The sequence below is a fragment of the Neotabrizicola shimadae genome, assembly GCF_019623905.1.
In the GTDB taxonomy this organism is placed as follows: domain Bacteria; phylum Pseudomonadota; class Alphaproteobacteria; order Rhodobacterales; family Rhodobacteraceae; genus Neotabrizicola; species Neotabrizicola shimadae.
Genome location: NZ_CP069370.1, coordinates 3,663,660 through 3,688,042, shown reverse-complemented (window position 1 = coordinate 3,688,042; position 24,383 = coordinate 3,663,660). Strand labels below are relative to the sequence as shown.

At 66.7% G+C, this 24,383-nt stretch carries 24 protein-coding genes; 10 read left to right on the top strand and 14 right to left on the bottom strand.

What is annotated here, in order from left to right:
- Nucleotides 1–24: 24 nt before the first annotated feature.
- The 7 genes from JO391_RS17865 to JO391_RS17835 form a co-directional block, all read right to left on the bottom strand.
- Nucleotides 25–564, bottom strand: a complete 540-nt coding sequence (locus tag JO391_RS17865; RefSeq protein ID WP_220661778.1) for a response regulator transcription factor — start codon at nucleotides 562–564, stop codon at nucleotides 25–27.
- Nucleotides 561–1,061 (bottom strand): TrmO family methyltransferase domain-containing protein, encoded by a 501-nt coding sequence (locus JO391_RS17860; RefSeq protein WP_220661777.1) that lies wholly within the window; start codon nucleotides 1,059–1,061, stop codon nucleotides 561–563. Before JO391_RS17860 ends, JO391_RS17865 begins: the two co-directional genes overlap by 4 nt.
- Nucleotides 1,058–2,623 carry a copper resistance CopC/CopD family protein gene (locus JO391_RS17855; protein ID WP_220661776.1) on the bottom strand — a complete coding sequence of 522 codons (1,566 nt, stop codon included), beginning with the start codon at nucleotides 2,621–2,623 and terminating at the stop codon, nucleotides 1,058–1,060. The genes JO391_RS17860 and JO391_RS17855 overlap by 4 nt, the downstream gene beginning before the upstream one ends.
- A 152-nt stretch (nucleotides 2,624–2,775) precedes the next feature.
- Nucleotides 2,776–3,297, bottom strand: coding sequence for a YcnI family copper-binding membrane protein (locus tag JO391_RS17850; protein ID WP_220661775.1), 522 nt, complete (start codon nucleotides 3,295–3,297; stop codon nucleotides 2,776–2,778).
- A 24-nt stretch (nucleotides 3,298–3,321) separates the two neighbouring features.
- A complete protein-coding gene (locus JO391_RS17845; RefSeq protein WP_220661774.1) occupies nucleotides 3,322–3,924 on the bottom strand; it encodes a cytochrome-c peroxidase in 603 nt (200 codons plus the stop codon).
- A gap of 15 nt (nucleotides 3,925–3,939) precedes the next feature.
- Nucleotides 3,940–4,497: an MbnP family copper-binding protein gene (locus JO391_RS17840; protein WP_220661773.1), complete on the bottom strand. Its 558-nt coding sequence runs from the start codon at nucleotides 4,495–4,497 to the stop codon at nucleotides 3,940–3,942.
- A 60-nt stretch (nucleotides 4,498–4,557) separates the two neighbouring features.
- Nucleotides 4,558–4,926, bottom strand: coding sequence for a hypothetical protein (locus tag JO391_RS17835; protein WP_220661772.1), 369 nt, complete (start codon nucleotides 4,924–4,926; stop codon nucleotides 4,558–4,560).
- A gap of 152 nt (nucleotides 4,927–5,078) precedes the next feature.
- Here JO391_RS17835 and JO391_RS17830 point away from each other — a divergent pair, with 152 nt between their 5' ends.
- The gene (locus JO391_RS17830) at nucleotides 5,079–5,300 is read left to right on the top strand and encodes a hypothetical protein (RefSeq protein WP_220661771.1); all 222 of its coding nucleotides are present in this window, start codon (nucleotides 5,079–5,081) and stop codon (nucleotides 5,298–5,300) included.
- A gap of 860 nt (nucleotides 5,301–6,160) precedes the next feature.
- Here the strand turns inward: JO391_RS17830 and JO391_RS17825 are convergent.
- Together JO391_RS17825 and JO391_RS17820 are read right to left on the bottom strand one after the other, a co-directional pair.
- The gene (locus JO391_RS17825) at nucleotides 6,161–7,108 is read right to left on the bottom strand and encodes a sugar-binding transcriptional regulator (RefSeq protein ID WP_259444747.1); all 948 of its coding nucleotides are present in this window, start codon (nucleotides 7,106–7,108) and stop codon (nucleotides 6,161–6,163) included.
- Nucleotides 7,109–7,203: 95 nt separating this feature from the next.
- A complete protein-coding gene (locus tag JO391_RS17820; protein WP_220661769.1) occupies nucleotides 7,204–8,151 on the bottom strand; it encodes a carbohydrate kinase family protein in 948 nt (315 codons plus the stop codon).
- Nucleotides 8,152–8,438: 287 nt separating this feature from the next.
- On the opposite strand from JO391_RS17820, the gene JO391_RS17815 reads away from it, so the two are divergent.
- From JO391_RS17815 to JO391_RS17775, 9 genes are all read left to right on the top strand, one after another.
- Nucleotides 8,439–9,443: a zinc-dependent dehydrogenase gene (locus tag JO391_RS17815; protein ID WP_259444746.1), complete on the top strand. Its 1,005-nt coding sequence runs from the start codon at nucleotides 8,439–8,441 to the stop codon at nucleotides 9,441–9,443.
- Entirely contained in the window at nucleotides 9,436–11,025 is a 1,590-nt protein-coding gene (locus JO391_RS17810; RefSeq protein ID WP_220661767.1) for a glycerol-3-phosphate dehydrogenase/oxidase, read from the top strand. Before JO391_RS17815 ends, JO391_RS17810 begins: the two co-directional genes overlap by 8 nt.
- Nucleotides 11,022–11,999: a sugar-binding transcriptional regulator gene (locus tag JO391_RS17805; RefSeq protein WP_220661766.1), complete on the top strand. Its 978-nt coding sequence runs from the start codon at nucleotides 11,022–11,024 to the stop codon at nucleotides 11,997–11,999. Before JO391_RS17810 ends, JO391_RS17805 begins: the two co-directional genes overlap by 4 nt.
- A 209-nt stretch (nucleotides 12,000–12,208) precedes the next feature.
- Nucleotides 12,209–13,537 carry an NAD(P)H-dependent oxidoreductase gene (locus tag JO391_RS17800; protein ID WP_220661765.1) on the top strand — a complete coding sequence of 443 codons (1,329 nt, stop codon included), beginning with the start codon at nucleotides 12,209–12,211 and terminating at the stop codon, nucleotides 13,535–13,537.
- Nucleotides 13,537–14,544, top strand: coding sequence for a thiamine pyrophosphate-dependent dehydrogenase E1 component subunit alpha (locus JO391_RS17795; RefSeq protein WP_220661764.1), 1,008 nt, complete (start codon nucleotides 13,537–13,539; stop codon nucleotides 14,542–14,544). The genes JO391_RS17800 and JO391_RS17795 overlap by 1 nt, the downstream gene beginning before the upstream one ends.
- Nucleotides 14,541–15,560 carry an alpha-ketoacid dehydrogenase subunit beta gene (locus tag JO391_RS17790; protein WP_220661763.1) on the top strand — a complete coding sequence of 340 codons (1,020 nt, stop codon included), beginning with the start codon at nucleotides 14,541–14,543 and terminating at the stop codon, nucleotides 15,558–15,560. The genes JO391_RS17795 and JO391_RS17790 overlap by 4 nt, the downstream gene beginning before the upstream one ends.
- Before the next feature lies 1 nt (nucleotide 15,561).
- Nucleotides 15,562–16,911: an acetoin dehydrogenase dihydrolipoyllysine-residue acetyltransferase subunit gene (locus JO391_RS17785; protein WP_220661762.1), complete on the top strand. Its 1,350-nt coding sequence runs from the start codon at nucleotides 15,562–15,564 to the stop codon at nucleotides 16,909–16,911.
- Nucleotides 16,912–17,003: 92 nt separating this feature from the next.
- Nucleotides 17,004–17,690 (top strand): hypothetical protein, encoded by a 687-nt coding sequence (locus JO391_RS17780; RefSeq protein ID WP_220661761.1) that lies wholly within the window; start codon nucleotides 17,004–17,006, stop codon nucleotides 17,688–17,690.
- Nucleotides 17,683–18,288: a hypothetical protein gene (locus JO391_RS17775; RefSeq protein ID WP_220661760.1), complete on the top strand. Its 606-nt coding sequence runs from the start codon at nucleotides 17,683–17,685 to the stop codon at nucleotides 18,286–18,288. The genes JO391_RS17780 and JO391_RS17775 overlap by 8 nt, the downstream gene beginning before the upstream one ends.
- Before the next feature lie 100 nt (nucleotides 18,289–18,388).
- On the opposite strand, the gene JO391_RS17770 is transcribed toward JO391_RS17775, so the two are convergent.
- The 5 genes from JO391_RS17770 to JO391_RS17750 all read right to left on the bottom strand — a co-directional run bounded on the left by JO391_RS17770 (nucleotide 18,389) and on the right by JO391_RS17750 (nucleotide 24,355).
- Nucleotides 18,389–19,363, bottom strand: a complete 975-nt coding sequence (locus JO391_RS17770; RefSeq protein WP_220661759.1) for an ABC transporter permease — start codon at nucleotides 19,361–19,363, stop codon at nucleotides 18,389–18,391.
- Complete coding sequence (locus tag JO391_RS17765) at nucleotides 19,314–20,843, bottom strand: sugar ABC transporter ATP-binding protein (protein WP_220661758.1); 1,530 nt, start codon at nucleotides 20,841–20,843, stop codon at nucleotides 19,314–19,316. The genes JO391_RS17770 and JO391_RS17765 overlap by 50 nt, the downstream gene beginning before the upstream one ends.
- A 79-nt stretch (nucleotides 20,844–20,922) precedes the next feature.
- Nucleotides 20,923–22,092, bottom strand: a complete 1,170-nt coding sequence (locus JO391_RS17760; protein WP_220661757.1) for a substrate-binding domain-containing protein — start codon at nucleotides 22,090–22,092, stop codon at nucleotides 20,923–20,925.
- Between the two features lie 90 nt (nucleotides 22,093–22,182).
- Nucleotides 22,183–23,118 (bottom strand): alpha/beta fold hydrolase, encoded by a 936-nt coding sequence (locus tag JO391_RS17755; protein ID WP_220661756.1) that lies wholly within the window; start codon nucleotides 23,116–23,118, stop codon nucleotides 22,183–22,185.
- 289 nt (nucleotides 23,119–23,407) lie between these two features.
- Entirely contained in the window at nucleotides 23,408–24,355 is a 948-nt protein-coding gene (locus JO391_RS17750) for a beta-keto acid cleavage family enzyme (RefSeq protein WP_220661755.1), read from the bottom strand.
- Between the last annotated feature and the right edge of the window lie 28 nt (nucleotides 24,356–24,383).

The window sequence follows — 24,383 nt, the reverse complement described above, 5'->3', positions numbered from 1 at the left end:
TCGCGGCCATGCGAACAACCCCGCTCATCGGATAGGCTGCTTGGCCAGCTTGCGCGCAAGGGTCCGGCGGTGCATGCCCAGCCTGCGGGCTGCCTCCGAGATGTTGAAATCCGTCGCGGCCAGCGTCTGCTGGATCATCTCCCATTCCTGGGTCTTCAGCGCCGAGACACGCGGCCCTCCATCGATCTGCGGCATCTCGCGCCCGGCGACATGGTCGAATGCGGCCTCGATCTCACGCACGGTGGCGGGTTTGGCGAGGTAATGAACCGCCCCTAGCTTGATCGCCTCGACCGTGGTGGCGATCGAGGCAAAGCCCGTCAGCACCACGATCCGGGGGGGCGGTTGCAGGGCCGCCAGATGCGCCACCACATCCAGCCCACTGCCCTCGGCCAGTTTCAGATCGACCACCGCATGGCTGGGCATGGCGCCGCGCGCGCGGCGCAGCGCCTCGTCCACGCTGGCCGCCGTGGTGACCCGATGGCCGCGCCGGGCAAAGCTTTCGGCCAGCGTCTGAAGAAGCCTCGGGTCGTCCTCGACGATCAGGATATGTCGGGCCTCAGTCATGCGGTGGACCCGACGGCAAAGCCGGGCGGCAGGTCGACCCCGGGCAGCCAGGGTTTGATGTCGATCAGCGGCGTGCCGTCGAAGGCATCGCAGGAGTCGATCGTCAGGACACCCGCCGCCGCATCGATGGCCAAAAGCCTGACAACCGCCAGGGCAATCGGGTTCGGCCGGGCGGGCGAGCGCAGCGCGAAGGTTCCCGTCGGGGCGGGCTTGTGCGCGGGGGCCTGCAGGATCAGGTCCCGCCGCGCCGATCCCATCCAGTAAAGAAGGATGACCGGCGCCCCCACGCCAAGCCCCGCCAGCCCGTCGCGATAGGCTTGCTTGACATGAGCATGGAACGGCCCGCCCAGACTGCGCGCCTCGGTCAGGTTCTTGGGGCAGTGCCCTTGCTGCCAGGGTGTCGACAGATGGCCGATGAAGGCGACGGTCCCGTCCAAGACATGGCCCGGGTCGAAGGTCAGGGCGACGTCGCCCTCGCGTTTGCGTTCATCTGTCATGGGCTTTGCTCAGGCGGGGCGGGCAAGGTGCCCGTCAAACGGAACTGCTCGAAATCAGTGACCAGAAGCGTGATCCGCACCTCCCACGGGCCGGGCGTCGGCAGTGTCATCGGTTCAACCTCCCACAGCCCCGGACCCATCCGGACAGCCGGGGCAGACAGCGGTCCGATCCCAGCCTCCTTATCCGTCAGGCTGAGGGTGACTTCCTGCGGATCGAAAGGGATGAAATCGGCATCAGCGATGCCAAGGCGGAACCCCGTCGTGCCGGGAAAGGGTGCGGTCGCGGCCAGATCCACCATCGCCTGGACAGTGTGGATGTGGATCGCCACCGGATCGGGCAAGGTCGCGGCTGCCGACGGCGGGGGCGCAAGGCGGAAGCCCATGGCCAGCATCAGGACGGCCATCCCCAACCCCGCCTCGACCGCCACGCTGCGCCGCACGGGAACCTCGGTTCCCGACGCAAGGCGCGGCATCGCGCGCAGGCGGTGCCACAGCGCTAGCGCCAGCATCCCCGCCACCAGCGCAAGCTTTACCGCCAGAAGCCGCGCCCAGTCAGACGACAGAAGCCCCGCACTGCCCCGATGCAGCAGCGCCAGCGCAACGCCGGACCCGATCAGGACCACCACGGCCGGGAGGGCCACGCCCGAGAACCGGCGCAGAACCATCAGGCGATCCGCTCCCTGCACTGCAAAAGCCAGAGGCCAAAGGCCCCCCACCCACAGGATGATCGCGCCAGCATGCAGGGCCGTCAGCAACGGCGCCACCCCGCCCGGGGCGGAAAGGGCATGGCCCGAGACGGCGAAAGACAGGGCCGCAAGTCCCAGCGCCAAGGCGGCGGCCCATTGCGATCCGGCCTGCAGCGCCCCGTAGACAAGAGGGGCTGCAAGGGCCGCAAGAATGACCGTGAAGAGGACAGGGCTTTGCAACCCTGCCGTCATCGCAGCTGCAGAAAAGATGGCTTCAGTCCCTCTCCCCAACCGCTCTGCCCCCTCGACAGCGATCCAGAGCCCACCCAGCGGCAATACGAGACCTGCGATCAAGGACTGCAGATGCGCGAACCGTGCAGAAAGCGGTGCCACCGCATGATGAAACACCGCCGCCCCGACCGACAGCACAAGCGCCAGCACAAAGGCCGCACGCGCCAGAACCGCCGGGACCGACCCCGGCTCTGACTGCACGTCCGGCGCAGCGCCTGTGACCTCGCCGACCGAGAAGACAAGCGACCCGCCCACCGGATGCCCGTCGGCCGAGGCGACGCGCCAGCGCAGCACATAGGTGCCGCGCCCCGCGTCCTGCGGCGGCTGAACCGTCAGCACGTCGGCGCCCGCCTCGCCTGTGGCGGGGTGCAGGCTGCCATCCGGCAGACGCCATTCCAGCACCAGAACCCCGACCTGTTCCGAAAATCGCAGGCTGACCGCGGCAGGCATGGCGACCAGCACACTGTCCTGCGCCGGCTCACTGCCGCGAAACTCGGCATGGGCAAGCGCTGGCATGCTGAAGAGAAGGGACAAAAGGAACGCGGCCAAGGCGAGACGACCGACAGATCGGATCATCGTGGACATGCGAGCCCTTCCCACATCACTTTCTTTCAAAAGGGCTCCTGCCGGTAGGTAAGCCCGGCAGGAGGAGTCAACCTAAACCCCCCGGAATGAAGGGCCAAGGCGCGGCCTTGCAGGATAGCAGGACGCCTCTCCACTCAAGGCCGCGGGAAACCTCAATGCTCGTGGCCAGCCTCGATGACCTTCACGCCCGGAGCGGGGCCTTCCAGTTCATCAGGGTCCTGACCTTCGGCCGGAATCTCGATCCAGCGCTCGGCACCACTGGCGCATTCCTGCACGGTCGGGAAATAGACCATCGAGCCCACGGCAAAGGCGTCGGTGATATTGGCACGGAAGACGAACTCGTCATAGAACTCGTCGGGCAGCTCGCCCGTCCAGACGATCTCCTTGACGCCTTCCTTCAGCTTCGAGCCGTAGTAGTCGTATTCCTTCTCGTAGGGACCCTTCACGGTTTCCAGCGTCCAGCCCGCCTTGGGCATCGGCTTCACCGCGATCACGCCTTCGGGGATCTGGATCCGGACCTTCAGCGTAGCCTCGCCGTTGCAGCCGTGCGGCACGCGGAGGACGGCCTTGTAGGCCGCGCCCTGCTGCGCTTCGCCCTTCTCGAACGTGGCATGGGCGAAGGCCCCGGTCGTGGTCATGGACAGCACGGCCGCAGTGATAAGTGAGAGTTTCATTCGCGTTCCCTTTCCTGTGGGTCTTCAGGGCATCTGTCGTGGTGCCCGGGCCGGGTGCCCTTCCGGCCAGGGGTCTGAAAGGCTGGGATCGGTGAGGAACCCCTCATCCGTCGGGCCTTCCAGAAAGGCGATCAGGTCGGCGATTTCGGCATCGCTGACGCGAAAGCCCTGAATCATGCCGTCCTTCATGGGATGGTCCGCGCGGCCCGCGCTGGCGTAATGCCCGATCGCGCCGCTCAGATCGGGGATCGACCCGTCATGCATGCAGGGGGCCGTCACCGCCACATTGCGCAGATCGGGTGTGCGGAAGTGGCCCGCGTCCTGAGGCCGCCCGGTGATCCCGATCAGCCCCGGCGCGCTGGCGGAATAGTCGGCATGAAGCCCGGTGTTGTGATAGCCGACCTCACCCTCGGGCATCAGGGCCGTCTGGATGGTGTCGGTGAATTGCACGCCGGAATGGCAGTGACAACATTCGAACCGGTGGCGGCCACGCTCCACTTTCTCCGCCGACATCGGGTTGTCGGCGGGCACGGGCGGGCGCGGCATCCAGTCGGGCAGCGGCCAGATGTAACTGGCATCAAGGGCAAAGTCCGCCCCGGCCGGCAGGCAGGCCGCCGCCCTGATCACGGAGCATCGCATGGCCTAGCGCATCGCGACGAGGGGCTGCGTCCCTGCGGGCAGGTCCATCATGGCGCTCGGCACCAGATCGATGCTCGTGAACGTGTAGCCGTTCTGCCAGTTCCAGAGCATCGCAGTGATATTCAGGGGCGAGGGCAGAACGGTCGGGTCGCCATGGTTCTGAGCAAAGGGCTCACCGATGGTGAATACAAGCCTGGTATAGTCGCCATCAGGCACCGCGCCGCGCAGCGCGGTGTTGATGCCCGCTGTGCCGTTGACGCAGTTGCCGCTGGCGTCCTCGAACTCCAGTAGGGTGAGGCCTTCAAGCTGCCACTGCCCATCCTGCTCCAGCGCGATCGGCTGCAGGGTACCGTCAGCCTTTACCAGCGCGGCTTCGGAAACGAACAGGCGGAAGTCGACCGCCTGTGCCTTGGCGGCCGTGCTGCCGAGATCGGCAAAGGTTTCGGCGCAGGAAAACGGCTTGCCTCCGATCTCCGCCGCGAAGGGGATGGTCACAGCCATATCGGCCGGCGCCGGTGTGGCGACATGTGCGGAGACGGCCGCGATTGCGAAACGGGCCATGATTTGCCTCTGAGCTATGGCGCGGTCACGCGCCGGGATTGATCGGTTTGAAGAACGCGATCAGGTCAGAGGGGGCGCGCGCATCCCGCGCGCAGGATCAAGAACCGTCCGCAAGGCACGGCTCTCGCCTGGGGCGATGACCTTGGCAACAAATGCCAGGTCCACATCATTTAGGGTCAGGTTAGCGTCCGGCAATTCAGCCGAAGCGACAATGTGACAGGCCGGGCAGTCACCGTGGTCGGGCAAGCCGTTGCCGTCGGTATCACCGCAAAGATCGGCGAGTGATCCGCCGGACAACAGAAAAGCGTCAATCATGCTGTCGTTCGCCGAAGGCATGCGGTGCCCAAAACCCGTCGCAATCAGTGCAGCGGTCAGGATAAACATCAGCACCAGCCGACGAAAAAGGGGGGCGGCGTTTCGCATGGCCATCACGTTATGCTGTAACAGCGCCGAAGACTCAAGCTCGTGTAGGACGGAGCCGTGCGACGGATCGCGCGATGTCCCTTCGGGCAAACCCTCTGGGTGAACCGTGTCTTCGGGGTGGCTTGTCGTCAGCGCGACGCAGGAAAGAGTTGCGTTGCTTGGCGCTCGACGGCCCCACCAAGGTCGAACGTCATATCTTGTCGCTTCCCTTCAGCCGAAGAGAGACGCGGCTTTCCTGGCTGAACCGATCAGTGGCGCTGTATCCGCTGGCATTCGGGCAGCCGCGTCAGGATGATCTTCTCGCTTTGCTGGATCAGGTTCGGGACGAGATCGCGCCTGAAGCGCTTGCCCAACTGCAGATCAGCCTTCCTTCCGAGTGAGCGCGCTTTTCTGCGGTTTTCGCGCGTTCGCGATCCCGTCGACCTACTATGCCCCTGATTTTGCACGCGGAATTCGTCCGTTTGTTGACCTATTGTTGACCCGCGGTTCGGACAGCAAAAAGCCGCCCGAGAAGGCGTCTGCTAACGTCTTGATCTAGCTAGGTATTTTTGGTTGCGGGGGCGCGCAACCGCCGTCAGTTGCCTGCACCTCGATGCGAAATCTAAGGTGCGTCGAAGCGAATTGAACCGCTTCTTGTCGAATTGTAAGGGGCTTAACCACCCTGACTAACCGGCTGGATTCGTGGGATGAATCCTATTTGGCCTTTGCGCGATAACGCGGCGTCGAACGACTTTAAGGCACAGGCAGCCCTGATCGGGAGGCTGCGCAAGCAGTTGGCCGGGCCTCGCCCATATCGTCCGCCGCCGCGCCCGGGACGGCGAAACCACTCCAGTTGGTGCTGGAGACCAACGAGATCGCCACCGTCGCTATGACGGTACGGATGACGCGACCGCAAATGGAGGAGCAAAACACGCTAAGTCGCCGTCCAATCCCGGAACACATTCCGCGGATGGAAGTCGAACTGACCTCGGGTATCTAGAGCTCTGCTTGTCTCGGGCGCCTGCGCCAAAACAGGGGGGCGTCACTGAAGAGTTCGTGGATGTCCACGGGCGCCTCAGCTTGAACCGCAGTGTCTGCCCGAATCTGGGCCGCGCCAGCCGCCGACACTTCGTGCAGGCCGCCACAGCCCTCGCATCCCATCGAAGGCGGCCACTTTGGGTCGGGTCTCGCGGCCGAAATGCTGATCAGCATATGAGTTGACCATTCTCCGATAGAACAAAGGAGAAAGATCCGCCCGGGCTTACCGCGTCTCCACCGCTAGCCGCTCGGCCACCAGTTCGTTGACGATCAGCACCGTCGGGCGCAGCAGCTTCAGCGCGGCGCGGATCACGGTCAGCTTGTGCCAGCCGCCCGAGGCCAGCACGATCTGTCGCGTGCCGCGCAAGGAGAGAGGGTTCAGCGCCAGCACCCGCTCGTTCACCGGGTGGTCGATGACGTTGCCCTCGGCGTCGATGAAATGGCAGAGCAGGTCGCCCACCGCGCCAGCGGCTTCCAGCGAGGCGATCTCGTCGCGGGTGAGAAGGCCGTATTCGGAAAAGACCGAATGGGGCGTCAGGTCGCCCACCGAGACCACGGCCATATCGAGCGATTGCGCGCGGGCGAAGACCTCGGCGATGCCGGGATGGCCCATCAGCGCGTCGCGGGTGCGCTTGTCGGGGGCATAGACCGGCGCGGCCAGCATGTAGCATTCGGCGGACAGCCGGTCAGCCACACGCCAGGCGAATTCCGACGGGTTTATCGAGGAGACGCGGGTCAGGCCGCCCAGCATAGCCAGCACCTTCACGCCATCGGCGGCGCGCGGTTCGATGGCCGGCACGCCCGAGGTGAGCGTCTTGCCCCAGCCAAGGCCGATGGTCATGTTCGCGGCCACGGTCTGCGACATGTAGGCGCCGACCTCGGCCCCGATGATGGCGCGCAGGGCGTTCGGGTCTTGCGGTTCCGGCACCACGATGGCGCGGGTCAGGTTCCAGCGGTCTTCCAGCATCCGCTCCAGTTCCACGCAGCGCGACATGCGCGTGGTCACGCGGATCTGCACCGTGCCGTCCTGGCGCGCAGCAGCGAGGATGCGCAGCACGCGCGAGCGGTTCATGCCGACGAGGTTCGCCACCTCGTCCTGCGTCATGCCCTCGACATAATAGAGCCAGGCGATCCGGGTCTTCACATCGTCGTTCACGTCAACAACCGTCACTCGTGCCCCCATGCGTCACGGTTAGCCGGGTCGGGCCCGACATTTGTGGCAGAATGGGTGGATATGTGCTGCGCTTCAAGCCCTGGACGGGCGGATCAGGCCGCCTTGACCGAGCAGGCACGCATGAACGCCAGCGTATCGGGCAGCGAGACGACACCTGCCTGGCTGCCAAGCCCGGTGGCGTTTAGCGCCGAGGAGGCCTGGGCAAGGCGCACCGAATCCTGCGGCGACATGCCGTTCAGAAGGCCAGCGGCAAAGCCCGCGTTGAACACGTCGCCGCAGCCGCAGGTGCAGACCACGTCGATCGAGAAGGCGGGGATGCGGAAGGTCAGCCCGTTGCGGTCGCGGTAATAGGCACCGTCGCCCCCCAAAGTGAAGACGCAGGCCTGTGCGCCGCGGTTCATGAAGAAGGCGGCCATGTCGTCAAGATCGGTCATGCCGGTCAGGGCATGGGCTTCCTCGACCGATGGGATGAAGTAATCGGTGTAGGGTAGCACGGCATCCACATCCGGCAGGTCGGCGGCAGAGCCGGCGAAGATGTCGACGGTGGTGATGCATCCGCGCTTCTTCGCATGGGCCATCAGCGCTGCGTTGCGCGGGCCATCCATCGCGTCCATCAGCCCAACACCGCCCAGGTGGAACACGCGGGTGTCCGTCACGGCGTCGAAATCCTCGGGCTTCACCACGAAATGCCCGGTCGCCCCCTTCAAGTGCAGCGCGGGGCGCGAGCCGTCGGCACGGGTCAGCACTATTGAGGACGACGTAGGCACGCCGTTCAGCCGCTGCAGGCCAGAGGTGTCGATGCCAAAGCTTTCCAGCCGGGACACCGCCCAATCGCCCATCATGTCTTGGCCATATCCGCCAACGGCAAGCGTCGTCAGGCCAAGCTTTGCCGCGACGATGGCCGCCGTCCCGGCCGCACCGGAGACTGCCATCGTCAGGTCGTTGATGAACACCGTGCCGCCGCCCGACGGGATCTCCGACACCGGCCAGCCGAGGCAATCGAAGGTGTAGAATCCGACCGAGACATAGTCATAGCGCATGGCATCCTCCCCGTAGCTTGGGGTCAAGTAGAATGAACATTTGATCCACTGTCAACATAAATGTTCGAAGTTGCCCTTGCATCGCCGGCTGGGACCCGTGCCGAGCGTGCAAGCCTCACTCCCCCGCTTCCAGCGCCGCGAGGACCGCGTCTGACGCGTGCGGCGCGGGGGTGTATGGCCCGGCGATCTGCAATTTCATGTTGCGCGAAAGTTTTTTGTCTGTATCTTTTGTTCACGTCGCCAGGGAGGCCAGCGTGAAAGCCGCAATTCTTCAAGCCCCGAATCAGATGCAGCTGGGCCTGACCGCCGATCCGGTGACCGAACCGGGCGACCTGATCCTGCGCGTCAAGGCGGCCACGATCTGCGGCACCGACATACGCGTGTTCCGTGGCCGCAAGACCGCCGGCATCCGCTATCCCTCGATCATCGGGCATGAATTCGCGGGCGAGATCGTCGCGGTGCATGGCCCCTCGCTGTTCAACGTCGGCCAGCGGGTCGGCGTCTGTCCCGCCATTCCCTGCGGCCACTGCCCGCAATGCACCCGGGGGCGCGAGAACCTGTGCCCCGACCTGCAGGCCATCGGATACGAGATCGACGGCGCTTTCGCCGAATTCATCCGCATCCCGGCGCGGGCGGTGGAACTGGGCAACGTGCATCTGCTGCCCGACCATGTAAGCCACGAGGAAGCCAGCCTGGTCGAACCGCTGGCCTGCGTGCTGAACGGGCAGAACAAGGTGGGGCTGCGACAGGGCGACCACGTGGTGATCCTGGGCGCCGGGCCGATCGGCACGCTGCATGTGAAGCTGGCGCGGCTGCGCGGGGCGGCGCGGGTGATCGTGTCGGAACCCAACGCCGCGCGGCGCGAAGCGGCGCTGGCCTTCGGCGCGGATGTGGTGATCGACCCGAACGCGGGCGACCTGCGCGCGGCGGTGCGGGCCCAGACGCGGGGGCTTGGCGCGGACGTGGTGATCTGCGCCATCGGCATCCCGGCCCTGGCGGCGCAGGCGGTGGGGCTGGCGGCCAAGGGTGGACGGGTCAGCCTGTTCGCGGGCTTTTCCAAGGGCGAGACCGGCACTCTGGACGTGAATGCCATCCATTATGAGGAACTCCGCCTGACCGGGGCCTTCGGGCTGTCGCGCAAGGATTACGAAGACGCACTGAACATGGTGGCGGACGGCCGGATCGACCTGACCGGCATGGTCACGCATCGCTATGGCCTGAACGAGGTGGATGCGGCATTCTCGATGGCGGAAAGCGGTTCAGCCATGAAGGTGGCAATCTCCGATGTCTGAGGTCGAGGAAGTCGATGTCCTGATCATCGGCGGCGGCATCAACGGCTGCGGCACCTTCCGTGATCTGGCCCTGCAGGGTGTGTCGGTCCGGCTGCTGGAGCGGGGCGACATCTGCCAGGGCGCCTCGGCCGCCTCGTCCCGCCTGATGCACGGCGGGCTGAAATACCTGGAGACGGGCGAGTTCCGGCTGGTGAAGGAATCGCTGACCGAGCGGAACATGCTGCTGGCCACCGCGCCGCACTATGTGCAGCCGCTGGAATGCGTGGTGCCGGTGCGGTCGACCTGGGGCGGCATTGCCGGGTCGGTGGCGCGGTTCCTGGGTATGAAGGCCAGGCTGGATGACCGGGGCTTCCTGATCACCGCCCTGGGGCTGAAGCTGTACGACATCTATGGCCGGGCGCTGCAATCCATGCCGGGGTCGCGGATGCTGCGGCAGGGTGCGCTGCGGCGGATGCTGCCGGACATGGCCGCGGCGATCCGCGGCGCGGGCATCTACTACGAGGGCCATATCACCCATGCCGAGCGGCTGGGGCTGGAGCTGGTGCTGGACAGCGAGGCCGCGAATCCGAAGGCGTGGGCCGAGACGCATGTGACGGTGACAGGCGCCGAGGACGGGGTCGTGACCTGGCGACGGGCCGGCGGGCAGGTCGCGCGGGTCCGGCCGAAGATGGTGATCAACGCCGGCGGCGCCTGGATCGACGCGGTGAACGGCGCGCTCGGGCTGCAGACGCAGTTGATGGGTGGAAGCCGGGGATCGCATCTGGTGGTGGAGAACCCTGCCCTGTCGCGCGCCCTCGCCGGGCGGATGATCTATTTCGGCACGCCGGACGGGCGGGTGAACCTGCTGTACCCCTTCGCCGGCAAGGTGCTGGTGGGGGCGACCGACATCGCGCAGGTCGAACCGGACAAGGCGCGCTGCACGGACGATGAGGAAGCCTATCTCTGCGCCGCGGTGGCCGAGGTGTTTCCTGACATCCCGATCCGGCCCGACCAGGTGGTGCACCGGTTCTGCGGCGTGCGCCCCCTGCCCCGCGCCGGCAACGAGGTGGGCGCGGTGACGCGGGACCATTCGGTGGCGCGCCTGGCGCTGCCGGGAACCGCGGTTCCAGTGGATTGCCTGATCGGCGGCAAGTGGACAACGTTCCGAGCCTTCTCGGAACTGGCTGCGGACCGGGCGCTGAAGGATCTGGGTCTGGCCCGGCGCGTGTCGACCGCGGGTCTGGCCATCGGCGGCGGGCGCGGCTTTCCGCGCGATGCCGCGGGGCGGCGGGCCCTGGCGCTGCGGCTGGCGAAGGCCGGTGGACTTTCGGCCGAGCGGGCCGACGTGCTGCTGTCACGCTATGGCACGCGGGCCGAAGCCTATTGCACGGCGCTGCGGGGCCGGGGCGAGGCGATGCTGGCCAGCCTGCCGGATTTCGCCCGCGAAGAGATCCGCCACATCGCCGCGACGGAAAAGGTGGGCGGCATCGAGGACATCCTTCATCGCCGCACGCTGATCGGCATGACGGGCCGGGACCGGCCAGAGGTGCGCGCCGAGATCGCCGCGCTGCTGGAGGCGCCGCCGCAGCGCGAAAGCGCATGACCGCGCCGCTGCGCCCGCCCGTCCCGGCCTTCGAGGCCGATGCCGGGAGGCGGCGGTCGTCGCGGCTGCGGCTGCGGGTGGCCTGGATGTACTATGTCGAGGACATGACCCAGGGCGCGATTGCCGACCGGCTGGGCATTGGCCGGGTGACGGTGACGCGGCTTCTGGCCGATGCGCGCGCCCTGCACGAGGTATCGATCACCCTGTCGCGTGAGATTGCCGACCTGCCGCGGCTGGAGATCGGGTTGGAGCGCAGCTTTGGCCTGCGCGAGGCGGTGGTGGCGCCCCTGTCGGCACCCGATGCCAACCCGGCAGGCGCCATCGGCGCGGCGACGGGGGCGTGGCTTTCGGGCTTCATGCAGGCCGAGACCAAGATCGGCGTCGGCTGGGGCCGCACGCTGCACGGGTCGCTGGATTTCCTGGCCGGGGGGCAGGCCGACACCGTGGTCTCGCTTCTGGGCGGGATCTCGGCGGTCGAGCATTACAACCCGGCCGAGTTCGCCTGGGCGTTTTCGCGGCTGTTCAAGGCGCGCTGCTACCTTATCGCGGCGCCCGCCATCGTGGACGATCCCGACACCAAGCAGCGCCTGATCGAGAACTGCGGCATCGGCGAGACCTTTGCACGGACCGAGGCGCTGGATGCCGTGCTGCTGTCGGTGGGCGGGGTGGTGTCGGGCACCGTCACGGGACCGGACGATCCCATCCCGGCAGCGGTTCGGCGGGAGCTGGCGGCGGCGGGCGCGGTGGGCAACGTGCTGTTCAACTTCTTCGACGCCGCAGGCCGGCTGGTGGATCACCCGCTGAACCGCAGGATCATGTGCCCGCCCGTTCCCGCGCTGTGCCGCGCGCCCGAACGCATCCTGGCCTCGGGCGGACCGGACAAGGTGGCGGCATTGCGGGGCGCGCTGGCGCTGATCCGGCCGACCGTGCTGATCACCGACGAGACGACCGCGGAAGCGCTGCTGCACGGCTGAACGGATGAGCTTGCCCTGTGAACGGCCCGGCGCCCCCGCGCCGGGCCGTCTGCATTGTGCCTGACGCATCGCCCCACAATCGACATGAACATTTTTACTTTGTGTTTGACAAAAGATCATTCGCAAGTCTAAATCCCCTTATGCAGACCGGACCCGCCGGAGCGATTCCCAAGGGCGGCCCGGCACCCGGATCACCAGGAGGACATCCCATGCCGATCAACGTCGCCCCCACCGGCCTTGCCCGCGACCTGCGCCAGCGCGCGGCCACCGGACGCCCCGTCCGCATCGGCCTGATCGGATCGGGCGAGATGGGCACCGACATCGTCGCCCGCGTCGCGCATATGGAAGGCATCGAGATCGGCGCGATTTCCGAGCTGAACCCGGTGAACGCCCACAAGGCGGTGGACATCGCCTTCCGCGAGAAGGGCCATGCCCGCGAGGCGACCGGCACCGACAGCGTCAACGCCGCCATCGAGGCCGGCAAGGTGGCCGTCACCTCGGACGCCAATGCCATCCTGAATTCGGGCCTGATCGACGTGGTGGTGGATGCGACCGGGGTTCCCGCGGTGGGGGCCGAGATCGGCCTGCGCGCGATGGAACACGGCAAGCACCTGGTGATGATGAACGTCGAGGCCGACGTGACCATCGGCGCTTACCTGAAGGCCGAGGCCGACCGGCTGGGCGTGACCTACTCGCTGGGCGCGGGCGACGAGCCGTCGTCCTGCATGGAGCTGATCGAGTTCGTTAGCGCGATGGGCCACCGCATCGTCGCGGCCGGCAAGGGCAAGAACAACCCGCTGAACGTCGACGCCACCCCGCCCGCCTATGAGGAAGAGGCGGCGCGCCGGCACATGAACGTACGGATGCTGGTGGAATTCGTGGACGGGTCGAAGACGATGGTGGAAATGGCAGCCATCGCCAATGCCACGGGCCTAGTGCCCGATGTGGCCGGCATGCACGGCCCGGCGGCGACGCTGGACCAACTGAACAAGGTGCTGGTGCCCAAGGCAGATGGCGGCGTGCTGGGCCGGGTTGGCGTGGTGGATTACTCGATCGGCAAGGGCGTGGCGCCCGGCGTGTTCGTCGTGGCCGAGATGGACCACCCCCGCATCTGGGAACGCATGGAAGACCTGAAGATGGGCAAGGGCCCCTACTTCATCTTCCACCGCCCCTATCACCTGACCTCGCTGGAGGTGCCGCTGACCTGCGCTCGCGTGGTGCTGTACGGCAAGCCCGACATGGTGCCGCTGGCGAAGCCGGTGGCCGAGGTCTGCGCCCTGGCCAAGAAGGACATGAAGCCGGGCGAGAAGCTGGACCAGATCGGCGAGTATTGCTACCGCGCCTGGATCATGGAGGCCGGCGCCGCCCGCGAAGGCCGAGCGATCCCAAGCGGCCTGCTGGCCGGCGGTACCGTGACCGCGCCGATCCGCAAGGGCGAGCTGATCACCTATGCCAATGCGAAACCCGCCGAGGGCAGCCGGATCGCCGCGCTGCGCGCCCGGCAGGACGAGTTGGTCTTCGGGCTGGAGTCGGTGTGATGCGCGACACCCAGGAAAACATCCCCTTCGCGATCCGGCAGTTCTCACCGGATCAGCTGAAAGAGGCGCTGCGCAAGATGCACCTGATCCGGCTGTTCGAGGAGGGGGCGGAAGAAAGCTATATGCGCGGGCTGATTCACGGCACGATGCACCTGTCGATCGGGCAGGAAGCATCGGCGGTCGCCACCTGCATGGAACTGACCGACGCCGACAAGATCACCTCCACCCACCGCGGCCACGGCCATTGCATCGCCAAGGGCGCGGATGTGGGGCGGATGTTCGCCGAGTTCTTCGGCAAGGAAACCGGCTATTGCCACGGCCGCGGCGGGTCGATGCACATCGCGGATGTGAAGACCGGCAACCTGGGCGCGAACGGCATCGTCGGCGGCGGCCTGCCCATCGCGGTGGGCGCGGCGCTGACGGCCAAGCGGCTGGGGCGCGATGACGTGACGATCTGCTTCTTCGGCGACGGCGCCAATAACGAGGGCGCCTTCCACGAGGCATTGAACATGGCGGCGATCTGGAAGCTGCCGGTGATCTTCGTCTGCGAGAACAACCGCTACGGCATGTCGACGCCCGCCACCTATGCCACGGCGGTGAAGAACATCGCGGAACGCGCGGCGGCCTATGCCATGCCGGGCATGACGGTGGACGGCAACGATTTCTCGGCGGTGGCCGGGGCGCTGCACGAGGCCATCGCCCGGGCGCGGGCTGGCGACGGGCCGAGCCTGGTGGAGAACCTGACCTACCGCTGGCGCGGCCATTCCAAGTCGGACCGCAACCGCTATCGCACCAAGGACGAGATCGAGGAATGGATGTCGCGCGACCCGATCGCTCGGTTCCGCGACGAGCTGATCGCGCATGGCATCCTGGATGCCGAGGGGGCCGAGGCCATCGAGGCGGCGGCCAAGCAGGCGGTGGCGGATGGCGTGGAGTTTGCCCGGGCAAGCCCGGCCCCGGCCATCACCGATGTCACGAAATTCGTCCATGCGGAGGAAGCGGCATGAACGCCCAGACCCCCATCGCGGAAGTGCAGACCCGCGAGATGAGCTATGCCGAGGCGATCCGCGAGGCGATGGCCCTGGCCCTGCAACGTGATCCCGCGGTCGTGCTGATGGGCGAGGACATCGGCACCTATGGCGGCGCCTTCCAGGTGACCGGCGACCTGATCGACCGCTTCGGCCCGGACCGGGTGATGGACACGCCGATTTCCGAATTGGGCGGCGCGGGTGTCGCCGTGGGCGCGGCGCTGACCGGCCTGAAGCCGATCTTCGAATTCCAGTTCAGCGACTTTGCCGCGCTCGCGATGGAGCAGATCGTCAACCAGGCCGCGAAACTGCGCTACATGCTGGGCGGCGAGGCGCAGGTGCCGGTGGTGTTCCGCATGCCTTCTGGCTCGGGCACCGGGGCGGCGGCACAGCACTCGCAGTCCTTCGAGGCCTGGTTCGGCCATGTGCCGGGGCTGAAGGTGGTGCAACCCTCGACCCCGGCCGAGGCGAAGGGCATGTTGCTGGCGGCGCTGGAAGACCCCGATCCGGTGATCGTGTTCGAACACAAGCTTCTTTACAAGATGAAGGGTCTGGTGCCCGATGGCTGGTACACCACGCCCATCGGCAAGGCCGCCGTGGTGCGGCCGGGCAAGGACCTGACCATCGTGGCCTCAGCCATCATGGTGCACCGCGCGCTGGACGCGGCGGCGAGGCTTGCCAAGGAGGGCATCGAGGCCGAGGTGATCGACCTGCGAACTGTCCGCCCGCTGGACCATGCGACGATCATCGCATCGGTCAAGAAGACCGGACGGCTGCTTTGCGTCTATGAGGGGGTGAAGACTCTGGGCATGGGTGCCGAAATCAGCGCGCTGATCGCGGAAAGCGAGGCCTTCGATTACCTCGACGCCCCGATCCAGCGTCTGGGCGGGGCCGAGGCCCCGATCCCTTACAACCCCGACCTGGAACGCGCCGCCGTGCCGCAATCGCCCGACATCGAGCGGGTGGCCCGGCAACTGGCGAAGGGCGAGGTCTGAGATGCCCGTCGAAGTCATCATGCCCAAGGTCGACATGGACATGGCCAGCGGCAAGCTGGCGGTGTGGCATGTGGCCGAGGGCGAACTGGTGAAGAAGGGCGCGGCGCTCTTCGACATCGAAACCGACAAGGCGGCGATGGAGGTGGAGGCCCCGGCAACAGGGCGGCTGCACCACATCCTCGCGCATCCCGGCGAGACGGTGGCCGTGGGCGCGCCCGTGGCCTTCCTTTACGCCGAGGGCGAGGCGGTCGGCGCCTCGCCGGTGCAGGCGGCCCCGGCCGTCGCGGCCGAGGCGCCTGTGCCGGTGCTGGAAGCCGCAGCCGCCGTAGCGGCCGAAACGGCCGTTCCCGAGGCCCTGCCGGCCGATTACAGCACCCCCCGCGCCACGCCGGTTGCCCGGCGGCTGGCCCGCGAGGGCGGGCTGGACCTGGGCGCCTTAGCCGGAACCGGCCCGCGCGGTCGCATCCAGCGCGCCGATGTCGAGGCCGCGCTGAAGCGCCTGGCCGAAGTGCCGGAACCCCCGGCGATCCTCCCGGCCTCCCCGGCCCCGCAGCCCGCGCCCGAACCTGCCGCGCCCTTCGTCTGGACGGCACAGCCGGGGGATCTGCATGTCACCACCCGCAAGGGCACCGGCACGCCGCTGGTCCTGGTGCATGGCTTTGCCGCCGACGCCACCGGCTGGACGCCGCTGGAACGCGCCCTGCCGCGCGACCTACCGCTGGTCCGCATCGACCTTCCCTCGCACGGACGTTCGCCGCTGCGTCCGGTCGGCAGCTTTGCCGAGCTGGCGAAGGAGCTGCTGCGGGCCTTCGACCGCGTGGCGGAAGGTCCGGTGCATTTGCTGGGCCATTCGCTCGGCGGCGCGCTGGCGCTGGCGCTGGCCGATGTGCGGCCCCGCCAGATCCGCACCCTCAGCCTGATCGCCCCGGCGGGCCTTGGGCCCGAGATCGACGGCGATGCGCTGAACGGCATCGCCCGCGCCTCCAGCGCGGACAGCCTGGCGCCCTGGCTGAAGCGGCTGACGGCGCGGCCCGATGGCATCAGCCACGACTTCGCCAAGGCGGCGATGCTGGCCCGGCTGGACCCCGCGCTGCGCGCCGCGCAGCAGGACCTGGCGCACGCAATCTTCCCCGATGGCGTGCAGGCCTTCGACCTGACCGCCGCGCTGGAGCGCGTCAGCGCCCCCACGATGATGATCTGGGGCCGCGACGACCATATCCTGCCGTGGAAACAGGCGCTTGCCGCGCCGGGCGAGGTGGCGCTGCACCTGATGCGGGGGGTGGGACACATCCCCCACATCGAGGACCCCGAGGCGGTGGCGGCCCTGATCGGGCGCCACGTCAGAACCTGAGACCAGAACCCCCGGGCCGGCCCCGGGGTTTCGCGCTTGCCGGTCCTGACCCTGACGGCAAGCGGTGCTAGACTGGATGCGAGGAGGCCCCCATGCGACCCCGTTCCCCGATTCCCCTGCCCGATGCCGCGCCGTTGCGCGACGTGGCTCGCTCGCTGCGCTTTGTCGCGGAAAGCGGCACGCGGACGCTGCGCCGCAGCCTGCCGCTGGATGCCCTGCCCGATCCCGCCGCAAGGATCGCGGACGGTGCGCTGGCCTCGGTCCTGAAGCTGGGCGAAGAGGCGGGCAAAGGCGTGTCGGCGCTGGCCCACGCCCTCATGGACGACGACGCCCCGCCCGATCTGGCCGCCGGGGATGCCACCGCGGGGGCGCATTTCGCCGCCGCCTGCTATGACGGGCTGCGCGCCGCCCTGGCGCATCTGGGCGCGGAAAGCTGTCTTGTCAGCGAAGCCGCGGCGCGGGCCGCCTGGGCCGACGTGGCGCGCATGGACCATGCCGCCAACGACTGCGCGACGGCCGCCCGCCTGTTCGATGCGGTGCTGGTCCACCGCGTGCTGCGCGATGCGATCTGGCCCGAGGGAAGCGCGCTTCCCGCACCGGAGGCCGGCCGGATCGCGGTGTTCGCCGTGCTGCTGGCGATGCTTTCCGATGCCGCGGGCTTCCGCTTGCTGGTGCCGGCCGCGACCGATCTGGCGCTGGCGCTGCGGGCCGAGCTGGCCGGGGCAACGGATGCCGAGACCATCGCCCGGCTGTTCGACGAGTTCCGGTCCCATGTCTGACGCCCTGCCCCTGCCCGCCACGACCGAGCCCCTGCGCGTGGCGATCCGCCGGCTGCGCTGGTTCCGCGATGCCTTTGCCCGCCAGCTGAACGAGCTGACGGCCGAGACCGGAGTCGCGTTCACCGTGGATGACCGCACGCTGGCGCAGATCTTCGTGGCCTGGTTGCGCGACGTCGAGGCGCAGAAGCCCGCCGATCCCGCGCACCGCCGCGCCTATTTCGATTTCGTCTCGGCCCTGATGCTGCGCAACCTGTTGCGCGACCTGCCGGTCAAGGCCGGTCCCCTGCCGCCCGGTGCCGACACGCACCGGGCCGAATACTTCTGGCCCGAGGGCTTTGCCTGCACACTGTTCTGCCTGAACGTCCGTGCCGCGGTGATCGAGCAGGAGTTCGACGCCGCGACGGAACTGACCCCCGACTTCTTCAGCCTGCGCCAGTGGTGGTCGTTCCGCGAGAACGTGGGGCAGGATGCCGACACGGCGATGGGCTTCTTCGACGTGTTCATCGGAGCGAACCCGGAATGGCAGATGCCGGCCAGCTTTCGCTGCCGGCTGGAACACGCGCTGACCGCCCCGCACCAGGCGCAGAAGCTGGGCTGAAAGCACCTGTCAGAATGCAACAAGGGGGCAGGTCGCACCTGCCCCCCTTGCCATCCCGGTCCGCCGACGCGCGCCGTTGCCGGCGCGCATCCGCCCCTCCTCAGGCGCCCGGCTTCTTGCCGAAGGCCACCGCCAGGATGATGATGCCACCCGCAACCATCATCTGTTCTGACACGTCCAGGCCCATGATGATCAGGCCGTTGTTGATCGTGCCGATCAGAAGCGAACCGGCGAAGGTACCGAGGATCGTGCCCTTGCCACCGAAGAGGCTGGTCCCGCCCAGGATCACCGCGGCGATCGCCATCAGCTCGGCGCCTTCGCCAAAGTTGAAGCGCGCGGTCTGCATCATGCCCGAGTAAAGGAGCCCGGCCAGCGCCGCAGCAGCGCCAGAGAGCAGGAAGACCATGAACTTCACGCGGCGGGTCTTGACGCCCGAGTATTCCGCGGCCTGCCGGTTGCCGCCGGTCGCCAGGATCTCGCGGCCGAAACCGGTGTATTTCAGGACGATATGCCCGATCAGCGCGATGACGACGGACCAGATCAGCAGCGACGGGATGCCGAAGAATTTGCCCGAGCCGAATAGCGCGTTGAAGGTCTTGTCGGCGATCGAGACCGGGTTGGTGTAGGTCACCCGCATGTCGAAACCGCGCACGAATTGCATCATGCCCAGCGTGACCAGGAAGGAGGGGATGCCGATCACCGTCACGAAGAAGCCGTTCAGGCTGCCGACGACGAGCCCCGAGCCGATGGCCGCCACCACTGCGATCGGCCAGGCAAAGCCCGCCTGCATCACCAGCGCCCCGGTCAGTGCCGCCAGAGCCGCGGTGGAGCCGACCGAAAGGTCAAGCTCGCCCGAGGAGATGACGAAGGTCATCGCCACAGCGATCACTGTGATCATCGCCGTGGTGCGGGCGATGTTGAAGAGGTTCATCATCGTCAGGAACCCCTTGTCCCCGATGGTCACGGCAAAGAAGCCAAGGACCGCGACGAAGAAGATGTAGACGACGTAGTTCCGCCACTGGAAGTCAGGCATGAACGACGCGGGACGGCTGGATATGGTGGCCTTGGATTGCATGGTGGAGTTCCTCCTCTGACGCCACGTCGCGGCGGTTCATTTTCTGCGCGATACGGCCCGCATGCAGCACAAGGATGCGGTCGCTGATCGCCATGAGTTCTTCGAGCTCGGAAGAGATCACCAGAACGGCCATGCCGCGGTCGGCCATGGCGCGGATGGTGGCGACGATTTCCGACTTGGCGCCGATGTCGACGCCGATCGTCGGCTCGTCCAGGATGAGGAGGCGCGGGTCACGCGCCAGCCACTTGCCGATGACGATCTTCTGCTGGTTGCCGCCCGACAGGAGGCGGGCGAGCTTGTCGGGGCCGTCCGTCTTGATCGAGAGGTCGCGGATGGTGCGGTTGACGGTCTTCAGCGCCTCGGCGTCCTGCACTAGGAAGTTGCGGGTGAACCGGGCCAGGTTCGGCAAAAGCACGTTATCCTTTACCGAATGTTCGAGGACGAGGCCCATCTTGCGCCGGTCTTCCGGCACCAGCGCGATGCCGCGGTCGATGGCGTCGAACTGGCCGCGGACCGGCTGGCCCGCGAAGATCACCTCGCCCGAAACCGGGGCGCGGCGGCCGAAGATGGTTTCCGCAATCTCGGTGCGGCCCGAACCCATCAGGCCGGCCAGGCCCACGATTTCGCCGGGGCGGATGTCGAAGGTCACATCGTTGACGCGCGTGGGCAGGCGCAGGTTGCGCACCTGAAGGATCGGCGCGGCATCGGGACGGGGCCCGCGGTCATGCCACTCGAAGCTGGCCGTGTTGCCGCGACCCAGCATCGCCTCGACGATCTGCTCGACCGTCATGTCGGCGCAATCATCGGTCAGCACGGTCTGGCCGTCGCGCATGACGGTGACGCGGTCGCAGATCGTCAGGATCTCGGCCATGCGGTGCGAGATGTAGACGATTGAGATGCCGGACCGCTTGAGCTTGGCCACCAGGTCGAACAGCGCCTCGGTCTCGGCCTCGGACAGGGACGAGGTCGGCTCGTCCATCACCAGGATCCGGGCGTTCTTGGACAGCGCCTTGGCGATTTCCACGATCTGCATGAAGCCGACCGACAGGCTGCCGACCGGGGTTTCCGGGTCGATGTCGACGCCCAGTTCTTCCAGCAAGGCGCGAGACCTGCGGACCATCTCGGAATTGTTGATGAAGGGGGTGCCGCTGAGGCGCGGCTCGCGCTTCAGCCAGATGTTCTGGGCGACCGTCAGCGTGGGGACCAGCGAGAATTCCTGGAAGATCATCGCGATCCCGGCGCGCTCGGCGGCGGAGGTGTCATGCAGGTCGATGGGCTGGCCGTCGATGCGGATGGTGCCGCTGTCCTTCGTGTAGACCCCGGTCAGGATCTTCATCAGCGTGGACTTGCCTGCCCCGTTGCCGCCCATCAGGGCATGGACCTCGCCCTTCCGCAGCGAGAAGGACACGCGCTGCAGCACCGGGATCGTGCCGAAGCTCTTCCGGATATCGGACATTTCGAGGAACGCGGGGGCGGACATGGCAGACCTCGGGCGAGTTGAAGAACGGGAAGGTCGGGCGCGCGGCAGGGAGCGGGCCGCGCACCCGGGGAGGCTTCGCTTATTGCGAAAGCGCTTCGGTCATCTCGGTCGGCAGGTCGATCCGGTAGATCGTCTTGTAGGCGTCCGGCAGGTTGGCGCGGGTCACCTTCAGCGGCGGCACCACGACATAGGACGGGGTTTCCTCGCCCAGAAGCGCCAGCGCGCCCACCGTCGCCTCGGCCACGCCCTGGTCATAGGGACGCTGCGAGGAGATGCCGGCGATGAAGCCGTCCTGCGCCATGTTCAGCGCGACGATCTGGTCGAAGTTCTCGTTGACGATCTTGAAGTCGTCCGGAGTGCGGCCCGCGACGGTGGCCGAGGTCACGGCACCCATCGCCGGGATCGACCACGAGGCATACATCCCGTTCAGCGTCGGATAGCGCGCCAGCACGCCGTCGGCGACTTCCTGGCCCTTGTTCGGGTTGTTGTGGCCCACGGCCGCCACGACATTGATGTCGGGGTACTTGGCCATCACGCGGGCGATGAAGCCCTCGTAGCGCAGGTTGGTGACGTAGAAGTCATTGGCGAAGTACATCGCCGCCACGTCGCCCTTGCCGCCCAGCGATTCCGCCAGCGCGTCGGCCAGGTACATGCCAAGTGCCAGGTTGTCGGACGAGATGATCGCGGCGTAGTCTTCGCCGGGGTTCATGCCCTCGACGGCCTGGTCGATGAAGACGACCTTGGTGCCGGCTTCCTCGATCGCCTTGTAGGCCTGGGCCGTGGTCTGGCCGTTCAGCGGGATCGACACCAGCAGGTCGGGCTTCAGCACCGCGATGGTTTCCAGGTCGGCGATCTGCTTGGCGTCATCCCAGTTCGCGTTGGTTTCCGCGACGACCTCGATGCCCAGCTTTTCGAAGGTTTCCTTCAGGCCGATCAGCTGCTGGCTGGCCCAGTCGTCGCCCAGCCACCCCATCGAGATCGCGACGGTGAACTTGCCGGCGCGGACCTTTTCGATCTGCTCGTCCGTCAGCTTGAGGTCGGCAGCGGGGAAGCCCGGCTCGCCGCGCTGGCCGTCCGACACGACCACGCCGTCGATGCTGTCCATCGCGGCAATTTCCATCGTCTTGGCCGAGGGCTCGGTGTACCACAGCGGGTGCTGGATGTCGGCGGCAATCTCGGCCAGCGCCAGGCCGGGCACGAAGGCCACGGACAGGGCAAGCGCGGCGGTGGTTAGCTTCAGGGTCTTCATCTGGGTCTCCTCCTTGGATTTGGTTGTGACGAGACCGCCCGCAGGACGGGCTCGCCAAGGCGTTTTGGTTCAGGGTTCAGGCGGGCAGGATCAGCGGGCCGCGACGGCGGCCGTGCTGCGGTTCAGCATGAATTCGCGGAGCGTCTGCGCCAGGCGCTCGGGGGCTTCTAGGGCCAGGCTATGGCCGCATTCCTGGAAGACTTCCGACCGTTCGACGCCAAGGGCCACCTTCTCCATCTGGCCCTTCACCAGCTCGCCGAAGAATTCCGGCGCGCCGATGGTCAGGATCGGCAGGCTGAGCTTCACCTTCTTCAGCTCGGCATTGATCCGGGCGTTCTTCAGGCCGGCGCGATAGGTTTCCAGACAGCCACGCAGGCCACCAGGGGCCGAGAGCCGGGCGATCCATTCGTCGATCGCCTCGTTGGTGATGGCGTTCGGGTTCCAGGTTTCGGCCTTGATCCAGAATTCCCAGAATTCGCGCTCACGCCTGGTGATCAGCATTTCCGGCAGGTGGGGGATCCAGAAGAATGGAATGTGCCAAACCCAGACGCCGCGCAGGTCGAACTGCGACGAGATGTTGGAGGGCGTGAAGTTCGACCATTCTTCCAGGCCTTCACCCGAAAGTAGCATCTCAGAGAAGGACAGAGTCTGAACGCGGGCGCGTTCGGTCGCGGCCAGGGCATAGGCGAATTCGGCGCCGCGGTCCTCACCATGCAGGTGGAAGGTGTCGTGGCCGAGGTGCGTCATCAGAGCGGCCACATCCTTGGCGTTGGTCAGGCTGTCATAGCCCTCTTCCGCCGGCGGTTTGTCGGTGTCGCCAAAGCCGCGCAGGTCGGGCGCCACCACGGTGAAATGCGGCGTCAGCAGCGGGATCAGCTTGTACCAGTAGAAGTGGGTCTTGGGCGTGCCATGCAGCAGCAGCAGGGGCTCGCCCTGGCCCGCGGTGACGTAATGCATCCGAATGCCGTTGACCCGGGCCCGTCCATGTTTCACCGGCGCACCGGTATGATCGAAGATCTCGGCCATGCAGCACTTCCTCCTGTCTGCACATTTCTTCATTCTCTTTTCACATTGTTCAGCACATTTGTCAACTTCCTTGGTGGTTTGTTCAGTTCCTGCAAGCCTCTGTTTTCGTTACATTCCCGCGAGGTTCTGCGCATGTGTTCAGGAAATGGGCATATCCTCACGCCCCGGTGCGTCGAATCGCGCGCCTGAAGAGGCGATCAGATGCCCGGACGCGATGTCATATGTCCGCCATGCAAAAGGCCCTCCGGATCGCTCCGAAGGGCCTTGCAGATGACAACCTGCGCGAAGGTCAGGTGATGTTCAGGATCCGGCGGGCATCGGCCTGGGTGGCGATGGGGCGGCCCACTTCGCGCGCGATCTCTTGCGCCTCTTGCAGCAGCTCCAGGTTCGTCGGGTTGCGGTGGGGCGAATAATGCAGCTCCAGCCCGGTCTTGATATGGCCGCCCAGTTCAATCGTGCGGCGCATCAGCGGGCGATAGTCATAGTCGCCCTCGCCCCAGATCGAGATGAACCAAGGCAGCTTGTGCTTGGCCTGGGAAATCATGTCCAGGTAGTAGTACAGGCTTTCCAGCGACGGCTCCATGCCGCAGGTGCCGATGGGCTTGGTCGAGGTCAGGCCGTACTTGCCGACGAAGTAGAAGTCCCAGTTGGTGCCGGACGTGAACATGCCACGGTCGACATAGTGCCGCGCCACCCGCAGGTGGCCGGGTTCGTAGACGCCCCAGATCATCGCGATGTCGCGGGCGCGGCAGAACTTCACCTGGGCGGCCACCTGGGTCAGGTCCCAGCCATAGGCGCGACCCTGAGAATAGCCTTCGGCGTCCTCGTCGATGACGAACATGTCGACGCCGGTATCAACCACGGCGATCTGCACATTGGCATGCTTGTTCAGCAGGTCCACATGCTCCAGCCCGCAATGCTCTGGCCGGACCAGGTTGTTGTTGCAGGTGGTAGGGTACCAGATGATGTCGGGCCGGTCCTTCAGGATGCGGTTCCAGACCTTCATGTAGTCGTCGAAGGATTCCTTGCCCTGCAGGTCGAAGTTCGAATTGTGGACATGGATCGCCGTAGCGCCGGCATCCCAGCAGCGGATGGCATCCTCGTACAGCTCGTCATCCGTGATCGGCGTGTTCGGGTTCATCTCCTTGGTGCGCACGCCGTTCTGGTGGCTTTCGATCAGGACGGGTTCGTCCCAATGCGGCTTCATCTCGGCGAAGCGGTCAAGTGCGGTGGCCATGTGGTACTCCTCTCTCGGCCGGGCGCCG

Coding starts and splice junctions, on each gene's coding strand:
- JO391_RS17820 (WP_220661769.1), bottom strand. CDS start 8,151: ATGCGCTATGACTATGTCTCGGTCGGATTCTACACCTTCGATTGCCTC.
- JO391_RS17860 (WP_220661777.1), bottom strand. CDS start 1,061: ATGACAGATGAACGCAAACGCGAGGGCGACGTCGCCCTGACCTTCGAC.
- JO391_RS17780 (WP_220661761.1), top strand. CDS start 17,004: ATGCGACCCCGTTCCCCGATTCCCCTGCCCGATGCCGCGCCGTTGCGC.
- JO391_RS17865 (WP_220661778.1), bottom strand. CDS start 564: ATGACTGAGGCCCGACATATCCTGATCGTCGAGGACGACCCGAGGCTT.
- JO391_RS17790 (WP_220661763.1), top strand. CDS start 14,541: ATGAACGCCCAGACCCCCATCGCGGAAGTGCAGACCCGCGAGATGAGC.
- JO391_RS17855 (WP_220661776.1), bottom strand. CDS start 2,623: ATGTCCACGATGATCCGATCTGTCGGTCGTCTCGCCTTGGCCGCGTTC.
- JO391_RS17840 (WP_220661773.1), bottom strand. CDS start 4,497: ATGGCCCGTTTCGCAATCGCGGCCGTCTCCGCACATGTCGCCACACCG.
- JO391_RS17815 (WP_259444746.1), top strand. CDS start 8,439: ATGCAGCTGGGCCTGACCGCCGATCCGGTGACCGAACCGGGCGACCTG.
- JO391_RS17800 (WP_220661765.1), top strand. CDS start 12,209: ATGCCGATCAACGTCGCCCCCACCGGCCTTGCCCGCGACCTGCGCCAG.
- JO391_RS17795 (WP_220661764.1), top strand. CDS start 13,537: ATGCGCGACACCCAGGAAAACATCCCCTTCGCGATCCGGCAGTTCTCA.
- JO391_RS17835 (WP_220661772.1), bottom strand. CDS start 4,926: ATGGCCATGCGAAACGCCGCCCCCCTTTTTCGTCGGCTGGTGCTGATG.
- JO391_RS17750 (WP_220661755.1), bottom strand. CDS start 24,355: ATGGCCACCGCACTTGACCGCTTCGCCGAGATGAAGCCGCATTGGGAC.
- JO391_RS17765 (WP_220661758.1), bottom strand. CDS start 20,843: ATGTCCGCCCCCGCGTTCCTCGAAATGTCCGATATCCGGAAGAGCTTC.
- JO391_RS17755 (WP_220661756.1), bottom strand. CDS start 23,118: ATGGCCGAGATCTTCGATCATACCGGTGCGCCGGTGAAACATGGACGG.
- JO391_RS17785 (WP_220661762.1), top strand. CDS start 15,562: ATGCCCGTCGAAGTCATCATGCCCAAGGTCGACATGGACATGGCCAGC.
- JO391_RS17770 (WP_220661759.1), bottom strand. CDS start 19,363: ATGCAATCCAAGGCCACCATATCCAGCCGTCCCGCGTCGTTCATGCCT.
- JO391_RS17760 (WP_220661757.1), bottom strand. CDS start 22,092: ATGAAGACCCTGAAGCTAACCACCGCCGCGCTTGCCCTGTCCGTGGCC.
- JO391_RS17850 (WP_220661775.1), bottom strand. CDS start 3,297: ATGAAACTCTCACTTATCACTGCGGCCGTGCTGTCCATGACCACGACC.
- JO391_RS17775 (WP_220661760.1), top strand. CDS start 17,683: ATGTCTGACGCCCTGCCCCTGCCCGCCACGACCGAGCCCCTGCGCGTG.
- JO391_RS17810 (WP_220661767.1), top strand. CDS start 9,436: ATGTCTGAGGTCGAGGAAGTCGATGTCCTGATCATCGGCGGCGGCATC.
- JO391_RS17805 (WP_220661766.1), top strand. CDS start 11,022: ATGACCGCGCCGCTGCGCCCGCCCGTCCCGGCCTTCGAGGCCGATGCC.